Annotated in this window: 15 protein-coding genes; 4 read left to right on the forward strand and 11 right to left on the reverse strand. The window is 38.2% G+C overall.

The genetic code is table 11. The annotated features are described in order from the left end of the window. Window positions 1-115: 115 nt before the first annotated feature. A complete protein-coding gene (locus WNY98_RS07865; protein WP_342877573.1) occupies window positions 116-988 on the reverse strand; it encodes a hypothetical protein in 873 nt (290 codons plus the stop codon). 395 nt (window positions 989-1,383) lie between these two features. Here WNY98_RS07865 and WNY98_RS07870 point away from each other — a divergent pair, with 395 nt between their 5' ends. Then, complete coding sequence (locus WNY98_RS07870) at window positions 1,384-2,004, forward strand: trimeric intracellular cation channel family protein (RefSeq protein ID WP_342877574.1); 621 nt, start codon at window positions 1,384-1,386, stop codon at window positions 2,002-2,004. Between the two features lie 70 nt (window positions 2,005-2,074). On the opposite strand, the gene WNY98_RS07875 is transcribed toward WNY98_RS07870, so the two are convergent. From WNY98_RS07875 to WNY98_RS07885, 3 genes are read right to left on the reverse strand one after another with little or no spacing between them, the layout of a single operon-like run. Then, on the reverse strand, window positions 2,075-2,584 hold the full coding sequence (locus tag WNY98_RS07875; RefSeq protein WP_342877575.1) for a YetF domain-containing protein: 510 nt from the start codon (window positions 2,582-2,584) through the stop codon (window positions 2,075-2,077). A gap of 34 nt (window positions 2,585-2,618) precedes the next feature. Further along, window positions 2,619-2,975, reverse strand: coding sequence for a hypothetical protein (locus tag WNY98_RS07880; RefSeq protein WP_342877576.1), 357 nt, complete (start codon window positions 2,973-2,975; stop codon window positions 2,619-2,621). 41 nt (window positions 2,976-3,016) lie between these two features. Then, the gene (locus WNY98_RS07885; protein ID WP_342877577.1) at window positions 3,017-3,469 is read right to left on the reverse strand and encodes a DUF302 domain-containing protein; all 453 of its coding nucleotides are present in this window, start codon (window positions 3,467-3,469) and stop codon (window positions 3,017-3,019) included. 148 nt (window positions 3,470-3,617) lie between these two features. Here WNY98_RS07885 and WNY98_RS07890 point away from each other — a divergent pair, with 148 nt between their 5' ends. Beyond that, window positions 3,618-4,247 (forward strand): response regulator transcription factor, encoded by a 630-nt coding sequence (locus WNY98_RS07890; protein ID WP_342877578.1) that lies wholly within the window; start codon window positions 3,618-3,620, stop codon window positions 4,245-4,247. After that, entirely contained in the window at window positions 4,234-5,823 is a 1,590-nt protein-coding gene (locus WNY98_RS07895; protein ID WP_342877579.1) for an MASE1 domain-containing protein, read from the forward strand. Before WNY98_RS07890 ends, WNY98_RS07895 begins: the two co-directional genes overlap by 14 nt. Before the next feature lie 5 nt (window positions 5,824-5,828). Here the strand turns inward: WNY98_RS07895 and WNY98_RS07900 are convergent, their stop codons facing one another. Next, window positions 5,829-6,371, reverse strand: coding sequence for a hypothetical protein (locus WNY98_RS07900; protein ID WP_165735173.1), 543 nt, complete (start codon window positions 6,369-6,371; stop codon window positions 5,829-5,831). A 255-nt stretch (window positions 6,372-6,626) separates the two neighbouring features. Here WNY98_RS07900 and gloA point away from each other — a divergent pair, with 255 nt between their 5' ends. Then, window positions 6,627-7,154 carry a lactoylglutathione lyase gene (gene gloA, locus WNY98_RS07905; protein ID WP_342877580.1) on the forward strand — a complete coding sequence of 176 codons (528 nt, stop codon included), beginning with the start codon at window positions 6,627-6,629 and terminating at the stop codon, window positions 7,152-7,154. 64 nt (window positions 7,155-7,218) lie between these two features. Here gloA and WNY98_RS07910 read toward each other — a convergent pair whose 3' ends face one another. The 6 genes from WNY98_RS07910 to WNY98_RS07935 form a co-directional block, all read right to left on the reverse strand. Further along, window positions 7,219-7,728, reverse strand: coding sequence for a hypothetical protein (locus WNY98_RS07910; protein WP_342877581.1), 510 nt, complete (start codon window positions 7,726-7,728; stop codon window positions 7,219-7,221). A gap of 257 nt (window positions 7,729-7,985) precedes the next feature. Further along, window positions 7,986-8,849: a protease HtpX gene (gene htpX / locus WNY98_RS07915; RefSeq protein WP_076924626.1), complete on the reverse strand. Its 864-nt coding sequence runs from the start codon at window positions 8,847-8,849 to the stop codon at window positions 7,986-7,988. Between the two features lie 213 nt (window positions 8,850-9,062). Then, the gene (locus tag WNY98_RS07920; protein ID WP_342877582.1) at window positions 9,063-10,610 is read right to left on the reverse strand and encodes an FAD-dependent oxidoreductase; all 1,548 of its coding nucleotides are present in this window, start codon (window positions 10,608-10,610) and stop codon (window positions 9,063-9,065) included. Window positions 10,611-10,732: 122 nt separating this feature from the next. Further along, window positions 10,733-11,416: a dethiobiotin synthase gene (gene bioD / locus WNY98_RS07925; protein ID WP_024599599.1), complete on the reverse strand. Its 684-nt coding sequence runs from the start codon at window positions 11,414-11,416 to the stop codon at window positions 10,733-10,735. 294 nt (window positions 11,417-11,710) lie between these two features. Further along, a complete protein-coding gene (locus WNY98_RS07930) occupies window positions 11,711-12,598 on the reverse strand; it encodes a methyltransferase domain-containing protein (protein WP_342877583.1) in 888 nt (295 codons plus the stop codon). Beyond that, on the reverse strand, window positions 12,595-13,752 hold the full coding sequence (locus tag WNY98_RS07935; RefSeq protein WP_342877584.1) for an 8-amino-7-oxononanoate synthase: 1,158 nt from the start codon (window positions 13,750-13,752) through the stop codon (window positions 12,595-12,597). The genes WNY98_RS07930 and WNY98_RS07935 overlap by 4 nt, the downstream gene beginning before the upstream one ends. Window positions 13,753-13,759 lie beyond the last annotated feature (7 nt).

Genomic DNA, 13,759 nt, shown 5'->3' on the forward strand with positions numbered 1-13,759 from the left:
ATGTCTAACTATTTTCCTATAGAAAAAATTATATAGTTTTATGCATTACTAGAGTTTAAAAAAGAAGCCAAGAGCTAGAGCTTTCGGCTTCTTTTAGGTTAAGACTGGATATAGATTAATTTTTGTTGCATCTTGGGCAAGGAGGAATAACGGTACCGTCTCTTACAAAGGTATTACCTAGGTTTAGACTTGCTACGTAATTACCATCGTATACTGTAGCTTGAACAGAGTAGAGGCCAGCACCTGCATGAGGTAAAATAGATATCTGCTTTATTGAAGACAATTCACTTACATTTATGGATTTGCTGGTAGTTGTGTTGAAGTTATCGCTAGTTATATTGACTTGAACTCTTACCAATTTGTTTTGATTTTTTGCTGCTTCTGAGTATTTATCCACTTTATAGTTTGTATTAACGACTATTTGGCCAGTACTAGCATTGTATGATGTATCTCCTGAAATTATTTGAGGGGGCTTTTGAACCCATACACTTTCAGCTGAACACATCCCGTTTGCTCTATTCACCCACACTAACCCAGCTCCATATGCTTTACTAAAGCTCATATTTCTGTATGCATTTGCTTCAATACTAGATTTGTCAGTTCCTACATATCCAAATTCTGAATTGTTGAACCTGATATTAGCGAATGTATCAAACAAATTAGCTTTAACTCTGAAACTTTGATTTTGAAGTACAAACTTAGGGCTTTCAATTCTTACATAATCGTAAGAATCAATTATCTCTTTTAAGCTTTCAACTAATTGTTTCCAAGAATTTAATTCTGCTTGATCATAATTTCTATCGTTATCATTATAAATATCATAACCAGCTTCCACGCCATTGCCAATATCATCTGATGTTAATTCGAAGCTTTCAGCTCTACCATAGGTACAATTGTCAGGTAAGTCAAAGATCCCTGCATTAGAAGATACGCTATATAATGATGAAAGAATAAGTATAGAGGGTAGTAATTTTTTCTTACTAAACATAAGTAGTTCCTTTTAGAATTAATACAAAGAGACTTATAAAATACACGTAATGGGAACAAAAAAAACAAATAATTAACAATTAACTTGTAACAAAATATTTCTAAATGCTTTAGCGATAATCTATTTAGCTGTAACAATTATTAAGAACGTCCACTTTTACACAAGCCTTTCCACCTTATGAATAGTAATTTAAAATTGCGGCCATTTGTCCTTTGTTGTAATACTCCTAACTTTACCCTCCCCTTTAACTTAACAGCTTGTTTACACTGGTTTTTGTTATTAGTTATTTCTATCTGAATGAAGCTCTTTTAGCATGATTTTTCATTCGTTATTTACTTAATTTATCTATACAATCCACACCTTATTTTTACGCACGTATTTTAAGTGATTATCTTATGTTACTAACCGTTGTTTATGTTATTGGTATTACCGCAGAAGCCATGACCGGCGCACTTAGCGCAGGGCGAATGAAAATGGATTGGTTTGGCGTAGTGCTGGTAGCCAGCGCCACGGCAATCGGCGGTGGTAGCGTACGAGATATATTACTAGGCAATTACCCGCTTACATGGGTACAACACCCTGAGTATTTATTAATTACCTGTATTGCGGGCATTGTGACTACGTGGCTTGCTAAATGGGTAGTTAAATTTAAAGGTATATTTATGCGCTTAGACGCCCTTGGTTTAGCTGCTTTTAGTATTATTGGCTGCCAAGTGGGTCTAAATATGGGATTACACTATGGTATTTGTGTAGTGGCTGCGGTTGTAACCGGTGTATTTGGTGGGTTACTGCGCGATTTAATATGTCGCCAAGCACCGTTAGTATTACACAATGAGCTATATGCAAGCGTATCGCTAATTGTAGCGTGCTTATACCTAGCATTACACCATTACAATATTGACGACAACATAAGCATTATTGTGAGCTTGGTTGCAGGTTACTTAATACGTATTGCATCAATACGCTTTAAATGGCGCTTACCGACCTTTAGTCTATTAGAGCAGCACGCTAAATAAATTAGGCTTTAATACAAATTAAGGCAGGTATTAAACCTGCCTTAAATAATATAAGTAGTAGCGACTTACTTTATTGCTCGCTTACATCACTTAACGCGGTTTTTAACCCACTGTTATTTTGCTTTAGTACACTAAAACTGCCATCGGTTTCTAGCACTACGGCGGCTACATCTTCTATGACCAATATACCCGCACCACGAATAGCTGCGCGAATTTCTGATTTAGTTACGCGCTGTGATTTAAGGGCTGCCGTGCAATATTCACCATCACTCAGTAACAACGTGGGCTCAGCTTTTACTAAAGCTGCAAATTTAGATGAGCGAACACTGAGCCAGGTAATTAAATATTGCAGCCCTATTAAAACAACAAATGCCAATATACCTTCAAGCAGCGCGACACTTTTTGAAATAATTACCGAGGCAAGAATAGAGCCCAGCGCAATGGTGACTACAAAATCGAACACGTTCCATTTAGATAGTGTTCGCTTGCCCGATACACGCAACCAAAACACCAGCGCTACATAACCCAGTACACCAATAATAAGTACGCGCACTAACCCCTGAACATCATCAAAAAACATGCTTACTCCTTTATTTTTAAAGCCGCTATTAAATTTAACCCTTCTTTAATTGAGTTAATAGCTTTGCACCTAAAATCGTACCAATGGGGATAAATAAAAGCCATAGATACGCATAAAACTTTAAAGCAGGTTTAAGCAATGCAAAGTCATTTACGCGTTTATTTTTAAGCAACATGTAATTTATAAAATAGCCTACTATTGCTGGTGCAATTTGTATTAACGAAATTACAATACCTGATGAAATATGCCCTGCTATTAATTTAGGGTCGCCACCAGCAAATGCTGCATAAGCATTGTAAATACCTGTAAAAAAACTAGTTAGCGAGATTAGCAAAAAAGCCTGTAAAAACAGGCTTACTACGGCTAAAAATACAATTGAAGATTGTTTCAAAATCATCCTTAATTTAGCTAATGCATTGTTTAAAATTAGTTTTATGGCCCAACGGTTTTATCTGCCAGTGCTGCTAATACTTTACTTAATTTTGTAGCAACTAAACAGTTTGGTACGTTATGGCGCGCAGCTATATGAGCAGGATCGTTATAGCTTAACCATACCTGCAATTGTGCATCTTCCCATACCAGTGCTTTTAGCGGTAAATCAATACCTATTGTTTGTGCGCACTGCATAAGAGGTGTGCCGCCTTTGGGGTTACCAAATATAAGAACCTCTGTTGGGCGTAGTTGCTGTTCTACTTTTTTAGCACCAGCAGCGTGATCTATTCGTGCAAATATATTTAGCCCTTTTTGTTTTGCCAAATTCTCAAACTTATCCATAGTGGCTGTAGCGCTTAATGGGCTTTTTACTGAAATTAGTCCCTCTACTGCGTTAGCATTTGTAATAGCAAAGAGTAATGCGAGTCCAAAAATAATATTTAGTGTTTTCATAGTGTCTCCGTTTAAATATATAAATACTGAGCGTTATTGCTCCTTTAATTTTTACAATGTACGTTTTTTGCTAGGTAATTAAATTTAATAAATTTTTTGGCTGATGGTTATCTGTTTCAATGTATAATAAATTTAAAGGGAGAAATACATGCACATTGGAATAATTGAAGATCATCAATTAGTACGCGACAGTTTTAAAAAACTACTAGAGCTACAAGCAGACTGGGAAGTAATAATAGAAGCCTGCAATGTTAGCCAAGCAAAACTGGCTGTTGAGCTTGAACAACCCGATATATTTATTGTTGATATATCACTTAATGAATCAGAAACCGGCCTTACATTTTTAACCTACCTTAACGAAAATTTCCCTGAAATTAAAACCATTGTTGCCTCCATGCACGATTACGAACCTTATGTAAGTAATGCGCTACGATTAGGCGCACTTGGTTACGTGTCTAAACGCTCTGCGTCGGAGGAGTTAATTGATGCAGTTAAAACGGTTGCATTAGGTAAACGCTATATAAGTGAAGATGTGAATTTTGCTTTAAATACGCCAAACTCAGCGTTAACTATTTTAACTAACCGAGAGCTCGAAGCTTTACCACTGTTAGCAAAGGGCTTTAATGCAAAGCAAATAGCACAAAAATTAGAAATAATGCCTAAAACAGCGCATGTGCATAAGGCAAATATTTACAGCAAGCTTAATGTAACAACATCGTTTGAACTGCTAAAAATTGCAATTGATGCGGGAGTAATTCAGTTAGATGAACTTACCTAATACATTACCTGCTTTTAATTTTTCTATTGCAGCAACCGCTAAAGAAATTACAAAGCAGTTTGTAGTTGGCGTAATTTATTTTATTGCCTGTATTGCTGCTTTTTGGGTTGGGGCTAATTTAGAAACTGTCCCTGAAAGTAGCGCTATATTTATTCCTGCAGGGATAAAAATTGCTTTTTATTTGCTTTCGCCAACTCGGTATTGGATTACGTTGTGGATATCGTCTCGTGCTTTGGCTGCTCACTTAGGTTATACAATGACCGGGGTTTGGGAGTTTAATTTACTGCATGGTTTTTGGCAGGAGCTTTGCTTTTTTGCCCTTGTGTATGTGTTTAAACATAGCCGCTGGCCACCAAGTATTAATAATAGTTTAGGTATACTTTCGTTGATTTTATTGTGTGTTGCGAGCACCTCAATAAAATGGTTTTTGTTTTCTAGTGCGTTTGAATTTACAAACATATTGGTTGCTAAAGAGCTATTACAGTATCAGTTAAATATGTGCCTCGGCGATATAACAGGCTCGTTATTAGTTGCGCCGTTTATTATGCTACTTCACTCTTTAAACCTTTCGTTAAAGCGCCCGGCATTACTTAAAGTAACTAATTTAACGGTTACGTTAGCTACTGTTTTACTTGTTGCGATGCTTGTATATCTTATACGGCCCGATACTTACCCATTACTACGCCTTGCATCGTTATTACCTATTATTTGGTTTTCGTATCGCTTTGGCGTATTAGGCGCAGTAAGTAGTGCGACACTTATAAATGCACTCATAATAGTTGAAGCAAGCATGACCCATGAGCCTAGCAATACCTATATTAGCCAGTTGTTTATTTTGGCTAATGCGATTACCAGCATGGTGTTAGGCGCGGCAATTACAGAGCTTAAACGTAAAAATACTGAATTAAAAAAAATTAACCGTGCACTGACTAAGCAGCTTAATCAAAATACCCTTCTTGGTGCTAAAATGGTGAGCGTGCAAGAAAACGAGCGTAAGCACCTTTCACAAGAGTTACACGACGAACTTGGGCAAAACTTAACAGCTTTAAAAACCGACTTGGCTATTTTATCGCACCTTTGTGACGAAAAAACACAATCGTTTGTGACTACGTTAAAAAGCAATGCAAACTCTATGTACGATTCTGTTTACCAATTAATGCACTACCTTCGCCCTCGTGAATTAGACGAGTTAGGGCTACAAAATGCGATGACTCAAGGGCGATTAAAAAGTTTACTTACAAAAGCAAATATAAGCTATGAGGTTAATTTTAACGTAGATGATACGCTCACTAAAGAGCATGAAATTGCCGTTTACAGGATTTGCCAAGAAGCTGTTACCAATTGTATTAAGCATAGTAACGCGACCAAACTTATTATAAATATTAAAACGGATAGTCAGTTTATAAAATTAGAAATTAGTGATAACGGAAGCGAAGTAAAGCCAACAGAAAACTCAGGTCACTATGGTTTAGCTTTTATACAAGAGCGAGCTATTGCGCTGGGTGGTAGCTTTAAGGTTACTAATCAAGGCGGCTTTACCATTAAGGTAAAACTGCCTATAAATATTGGCCGTTAAACACTTTAACAAATTGATACTTGCTTAGTGTAAAACTTTTGCCTTGGTTGATCATCAAATGCGCTATCTGGGTTTACCTGAATTTCAACTTGGTTACCCACCAGCTGTAGCAATAGTCCGGTAGCTATTTGGCAATTGCCTAAGGTTGACTTTACTATCACCTTTTTGCCTATAGCGTCTTGCAGCCTTGGTTTTGGTAAATTAGGGTTAGTAACAGGCCTCAAACCTTCTGCTTTTACAAATAAATTTATACAGTAAAGTTTAGCTGCGGCGACTCTTTGCTCGTTCATTTTAGCTATATCAACATTATTCAAAAAATGAATAATAGCTTGGTTAGCGCGGTTAAAGTCACTGGTAACATCATCTAGTTCGCGCCCTGCTGCCCACTTTCGGGTAACTAAATACTTGCCAGCTTCCACTCTTGCTAAGGTAATCGACGCTCCGGTCATTTTACTAAACCACTCAATACAATAACTTGCTGTATTGGTGTTATGAAGTAATACGCTCATACTGCCAAATTCTTTTGTACTTTCATCTAATAAAGTCATATTTGTATCTTAACGTCCCAGTTTTCAATAGTTTATTAGCAATTATGAAAGTAAAAAATCATCCATATTCCTAATCAACCTAGGAAAATGGCTTAGAAAATAACACGTGCTATTTATAAAGCTCCGTTTTGACAGTTAATTCCACTATTAATGGTTAAAAAGTAAAGCAGTGGTTTAAATTTATCATACGGTTGATTATGATAAATTAAGTACTATATCTATGCTTTCGCTTTATTATTTTCAGTAAGGATCACCATGTCTAGCTATAACGAATCTCCAGAGCAAATTGAACAAGCCACGCAAGGCTATGTGATGCAGCAAACTATGTTGCGTATTAAAGATCCAAAGCCGTCTTTAGAATTTTATGAAAATGTATTGGGTATGAAGCTTTTAGGTAAGTATGACTTTCCTGGTATGAAGTTTACGCTTTACTTTTTAGGCTACGAACAAGAATTGCCACAAGGCGATGATAAGGAAAAAGCTGAATGGGTGTTTCGTCGCCCTGCGTTAATTGAGTTAACCCATAATTGGGGCACTGAAAACGATGACAGTTTTGAGGGCTACCACAGCGGTAATCAAGAACCTAAAGGCTTTGGCCATATTGGTATTAGCGTGCCGGATGTTTACGCAGCCTGTGAGCGCTTTGCAAAATACGATGTAGAGTTTGTAAAAAAACCAGATGATGGCTCAATGAAAGGCTTAGCCTTTATTAAAGACCCTGACGGCTACTGGATTGAAATACTCTCTGCTGAGGGAATTACTGAAATTATTCTTTCTCAGTAATAACGATTTATTTATATTAAAAACCAGCTTTTTAGCTGGTTTTTTTAATCGTAAAAATTCATTTTTATTTATAGGCCCAAGCATCGGTTATTCTTACTTGGCAATTGTTATAACTAGCCGCTTGTTTTTGCGCAATACCTCTTACTCTAAAGTTTGTTGAGTCATTAGGCAGTAGAATTAGGTCTTCGTCGGTTATTGATAGCGTATCGACTAGAGTGTTTTGATCTGTTAAAAAATCGACCTTAAACTTTATATTTTTAAACGAAAAATCTGATTCATTTTTTATTTTCCCTATACAGGAAACATACAGACCATCGGTTTCATTTTTAGTGCTAATTTGGTTTACATTAGCAGTTAGGTTTTTTTGTGCTTGTTCTTCAAGCCCTGCTACATATATATTTTGATAAAAAATAAACCCAAAAATACCAACAATAATTAAGGCCAATGCACCAATAATAATGGGATTGTTTTCTAAGTTAGAATATTTAGCTTGAAGTGAGGTGCATTGCGGGCATTTTTTAGCGCGTGAATCTATAGCGCTAAAACACATAATGCATTCTTTAGTTTGCTGCATCTTTTCCACTACAATAAGCATCCTTGTTAAGTATTAAATGTTAAGTATTAAAACCAGTAGTATTGCTGACTTTAAGTTATTTTAGTTTACTTATACATAATAACTCCGTAAACACATATAGCTTAAAAAAGTAACGATTTTATAAAGCAATACAATGCACTGTATATAAATACAGTGTATGCGTGTTTTGGTATTTTAACGTAAACATAAAAAAGCCAGCAATTAAGCTGGCTTAGTATATTAACTATTTTACATAATTACTTACGAAGTGCGTCGATTCGTGCATCAAGCGGTGGGTGCGACGAAAACAACTCAGCAACACCTTTACCACTTGCAATACCAAAGGCCATCATTGAACCTTCTAATTGCGACGGATGATTTTGCTTTAAACGCTCAAGGGCTGATCGCATTTTATCGGCACCAACTAGTTTTGCTGCGCCGCTGTCAGCTGCAAATTCACGTTTACGGCTGTAACTTGCCACTACTATGCTTGCAAGCACACCAAATAATACTTGGAATAACATATCGAATAAGAAGTATGTCCAGCTACTGCCACCCTCTTCTTCATCGCTATTAATAAAGTTATCTACTATGCCTGCAAGTACTTTTGCAGCAAATATTACAAAGGTGTTTACCACGCCTTGTATTAGGGTAAGCGTTACCATGTCGCCGTTAGCCACGTGCGATACTTCGTGGGCAAGTACGGCTTCGGCTTGATCTTTGGTCATGTTGTGCATTAAGCCTGTGCTTACTGCCACTAACGAGTTGTTTTTACTTGGGCCGGTTGCAAATGCGTTCATTTCTGGGCTGTCGTAAATAGCCACTTCTGGCATTTTAATACCTGCTTTTTTTGCTTGCGCAGATACCGTTTGTACAAGCCAGCGTTCGGTTTCGTTTCGGGGCTGTGTAATTACATGCGCGCCGGTTGATTTTTTAGCGATCCATTTCGACATAAATAACGAAATAAACGATCCACCAAAACCAAACACCGTGGCTATAAGTAAAATTCCGCCAAGGCTACGATGGCTTAAACCCAGCGCACTCATTATTATTGAAAGCACTACACCTAATACCAACATAACCGCTAGGTTAGTTAATAAAAACAAAAATACACGTTTCATATTGTCCTCACAAAATTAATATTGATCACCGAACGCTTAAAATAAATTAGGTTAAAGCAATCACTACGCTATGACACACTATGTCATAGCGTTAGCGCTATTCTGTGACAAACTATGTCATAACACAAGTGTTATTTATGTGTTTATTGATAATTTTTTTGAGAGGCGTTTTATAGCAAATTTAAGACTGAAGTTTCTTTATAAATCAGTTTATTACAAGCTGTTATTTAGCTCTGCCATATCAATTGGAAAACCACGTTCACCTGCCAATATGCGCGCAACTTCACCAATATTTTCGCAGCTATTGTGTTTAAGGTACGACCATTGATGGCTACTGCGGTGATGGTTTACAGCAGGATCGCTGCTTATTATTCCTAATTTTATAAACTCAGACACTATTTGATCGGCAGCGATTAACGTTGACGATGCTTTAACATTTTCGGCCCGCGCATAACTAATATGAGAATATAAACTTACATCGGCTACGCGCAAAGTGTCGTCATCCCCTGGGATTTGTTGCCCGCCAAACAAGGCATTATTTTGTGTGTTAGCACTTTTAAACGCGGGTACAAACTCGGCTACATAATCTATTGCTGTTTGGTTACGTGCTTGCAATGCTGTTTTGTCCCACCCATCTTTAATATAGTGCAGGTATTTATCGGGGAGTTTAGGTTGAGCACTCATTGGTGTTGCATCAGCTAAGCCATCATTAAATAGCGTAATGTCGTTGGTCATGCCGTGTATTTGAAAATATCCATTTGGGTAAGGCGTTAGCTGCGCCATGCCCTCTGGTGTGCCACGGTTACCGTAAATAATAATTTCGGGTATTTGCCCACCAGCACCTTGCCAATGAGTTATATAAGAGGCTTTAAATTCGACCATGCGTTTTACATCTACCCCAACCAAGTCGTCAATAATACCGGTTTGAAAACCACACGCATTAATTAGGTAATCTACTTCAACGGTTTTAGCTTCTAAACTTGCTTGTGTTTGGTATTCAATGTTCCACTTGGTTATTTGTTTATCAATCTTATTATTGGTAACAGGCGATACACTTTTAACGCATGTATTTGTTAAAACGTGAGCATGTTTATACTCGGCAAGCGCGAGTTGAGCACTGGCCGATAAACGAAATATATTCCAACCATATTCTTGTGCAACAATTAGCGGAAACTTTAGCTTATCTAAATCTAAATGCTTAGCCACGGGTATCATCCATTCATCTAACGACGTAGGCTTGGCTACTTGTTTTTGCTTAGCAAGCTTTAGCATTTGCTCGCAGCTATATAACTGATAATAATGCTCTGCCTCACCTAACACTTTGTTGGCGCTGTCTTGCTCAACAAGCTCGCTATAGGCTTTTACTAATTTATCTAAACGCGGAAATAAATCCTCCGGTGAGTCGTCGTCGCGCTTGGGTACTGCAAATACTGTAGGGCGAACATCGATGGTGTGAGGATAAAGGCGCGCTATATCTATACATTGCTTGAGTAAATCTATGCAGTCGTCGTCGGGTATTTCGCGATATAAGTTACCACCTGAGTGCAAATGGCACATTGGCGGACCATCAATTAACGACTTTTTCTTTTCAAATACGTAAGTTTCTAACCCTAACGCAGCAAGCCTGATGGCTATAGTGGCACCCGCTGTGCCCCCACCTATTATGCCTACGCTTTTTTTAGGTAAACCATTGTTTAGTGCTTTTGGCTCTGCACTTACGTGCGAATTTGGGGCGTAGCTTTCAATAAATGGGTGCGTCATATAGTCGTTATGTCCTTAGTAACATTGTTTTTGAGCAAGCTTTGTATTTATAAATGTTTATATGTGTACTAAGGCTGACTATTTCAATATTTACCTAAAAAAGTAAATCTTTCTAAAACCGCTTAAGTGTTTATAGATAACGCACTAAGCAAGCTTTTGTATATTTGTAACTTAGGCGTTTGCTCGCTGTATGGGCTTATGGCAAGTATTGGAAACGGTAAACGTGCTTTGAGTGAATCTAGGTTTGCTTGGTACTCGTCCATATTTTTATCGACTTGGTTTGCAATCCAACCAACGCAGTTTATACCCATGCTTTGCATATGCGCAGCGGTTAGTAATGCATGATTTAAACAACCTAGCTTCATACCTACAACGAGTATGACTGGTAGCTGCTCAGCCTTTACCCAATCGTATAAATAGTCGGTATTATTAATTGGTAGTGCCCATCCACCCGCACCTTCAGTAAGGATAATGTCAGCACCTTGTTGTTTTACGTTTTTATAAGCATCACTTAGTTTATCGACAGTAATACTCACCCCAACTTGATCAGCTGCTATGTGTGGTGCAATAGGTGGTGCAAACGCAAACGGATTAACTACGTCGTATTTAGCGCTTACTGTTGCGCTTTCCATTAGTATGAGAGCATCAGCATTTACTAGCTGATCAAACGCCATTTCGCAGCCAGCAGCAAGAGGCTTAAAGCCAATGGCTTGTTTTTTATGTTGGGCAAGTAACTTTAATAGCAAACTGGTAACGTGGGTTTTTCCGGCATCGGTGTCGGTGCCTGTTATAAAAAATTCTTTCATGCGTTGCCTTTAATGTCTTTGGGCTTAGTTAGGGTCTGTTGAACTTTGCGGATTAAAATTTGCTCAAACTAGGGGCTATTTAATCGCGGCGCGAGATTTGTAACCTAGTGGGCTAAGTCAAAACCGAGCAACAAAGAGTAAATAGCCCCTAGGCAGAACCCTTTGGGCAGCGCCTGTTTGGCATTAATGCTACGTTATCGCCTATTTATGGGGAATAACCACACTGTATAGGCTCTGCCTTGCCTAAATACCAAACAGACTGCTGCAAATTTAACCTTGAAAGATCAACAGACCCTAGTCTTTTTCTAATGATAACAGCACCACATGATAAGACACACATGCTTTGTTATTTATAAGCGGATACGCACTGCATACTTTTTTAAGCGCAGATTTGGTAAGTAACCCTTGGCGCGTATTGGTATGATTTTGCGTAGTTGCCCCTATAGCTTTAATTGAGGCAATCGCTTTTAAAGGTGTTGTGTATTCATCGGTATAAATACATTTTTTTGCACTGTTAATAATAAACCCTGAATTTTGGACTGATTGGTTTATATGCAATTCACTATTAAAAGTATTTATGTGGCTGTTTGAATCAAGCGCTGCAAACGCTGTTTTTATTTCGTTAAGTGAGCCCTCTACCACAGTGCTTATGTACGCCTGCCCGCCTGGTTTTAATATGCTGTAAAGTGATTGCATTAAAGTCGAAAAATTAGCAGACCATTGCACTGCAAAGTTACTGTAAATAACATCAACACTGTTTGCTTGCAGCGGTAAGTTATCCATATCGGCACATATTTTAGTTGTGGTTAAATCACTACTTTGCAGCATGTTTAAACTCAAATCGATTGCCACAACGCTTGAAAACATGCTTTGTAATGTATGTGTATTAACAAGCGGACCTGCGCCTAAATCAACACATACCTTATTTTTATTAAAGCCTGGTTTTATAAGTTTAAATAGATCGCTCGCTGCATGTTTTTGTACATTTGCATGGGCGTTATAATTCTCAGCTGCTTTTGAAAACTTACTTTGGGTGGACTTTTTAAGCTCCTTGTTTAGCTCTTTATCCAATTCGCTAGTTAACTCTTCATTTAACTCTCTATTTAACTCGCTACTCACCAGGCACGGTTTTACTTTACGTGTTTGCATTAAATCTGTTTTTAATACTGGCTGAGCAGTCATGCTATTGCACCTACTAAATGCTTCACTAAGTGCGTTATGTCTTGCTCGGTATGTGCTGCGGTTAAAGTAATGCGTAAACGCGAGGTGTTATGTGCAACCGTCGGCGGTCTAATTGCAGTGAGCCAAATACCCTCTTGCTTAAGTTTATCTGCCGCTTGCAACGTTTGCTCAGCGCAGCCTAATACAATGGGCTGTATGGCTGTGTTTGATTCCATCACAGCAATATTATGGCTTTTAGCGAGTTGCTTAAACAATGCAATATTGGCATTAAGCTTATCGCGTTTATCATCAGCTGTTTTTATGCATTTAATACGCGCAAGTGTGTGGCTTGCCATTAGCGGCGACATGGCAGTTGAATATGTGTAATCGCGATTAAACTGCAGCATGTAATCAATAAACTGCTGGTTGCCTAATACACACGCGCCACTACTGGCAACGGCTTTGCCAAAGGTAATAACCAGTATCTCGGGTAGTACTATCCCCTCATCTAGCAATGCTTCGCAACTGCCTAAACCGGTTTTACCTAATGCACCAAAGCCGTGTGCGTCGTCAATCATTAGCCATGCGTTGTGCTGTTTTGCAAGTGCGAGTAATTCTTTAAGAGGTGCGGTATCGCCATCCATCGAAAACACGCCTTCGCTTATAATTAGCTTGTTTTGCGCTTTTGATTTTTCGAGCCGTGAGCGTAAATGATTCATGTCGTTGTGATTAAAACGCACTAAAGCCGCGTTAGAGTGCAAAGCACCGTCAATCAAGCTTGCATGATTTAACTTATCTTGAAAAATAGCACTGTTTTGTGCAGCGGCTTTATCTTGAAACAACGCTTTAATTACGCTGCTATTAGCGCTAAACCCTGAATTAAATAACATTCCTGCGCCATAACCAAATTGCTCACATAAGTATTGCTCAAGCGCTTTTTGCTGCGCCTGATAACCTGTAACCAATGCTGAGCTGTGGCTGCCTAATGCTTGGGGGTCATTAAGGTTTACAGCCTCATCCCCAAAACCTAAGTAGTCGTTACTCGCAAAATTAAGATAGGTTTTATTATTAACCGTTATGGTGCGCGCTGTAGAGTGCTCTACTACATTGCGTTTACGAAGCAGCGCATCTTGCTGGCGAGCCTCAAGATGCGTATTTATAAAATCAAAAGGCATAGATATA

The sequence above is a fragment of the Pseudoalteromonas sp. AS71 genome, assembly GCF_038900275.1.
In the GTDB taxonomy this organism is placed as follows: domain Bacteria; phylum Pseudomonadota; class Gammaproteobacteria; order Enterobacterales; family Alteromonadaceae; genus Pseudoalteromonas.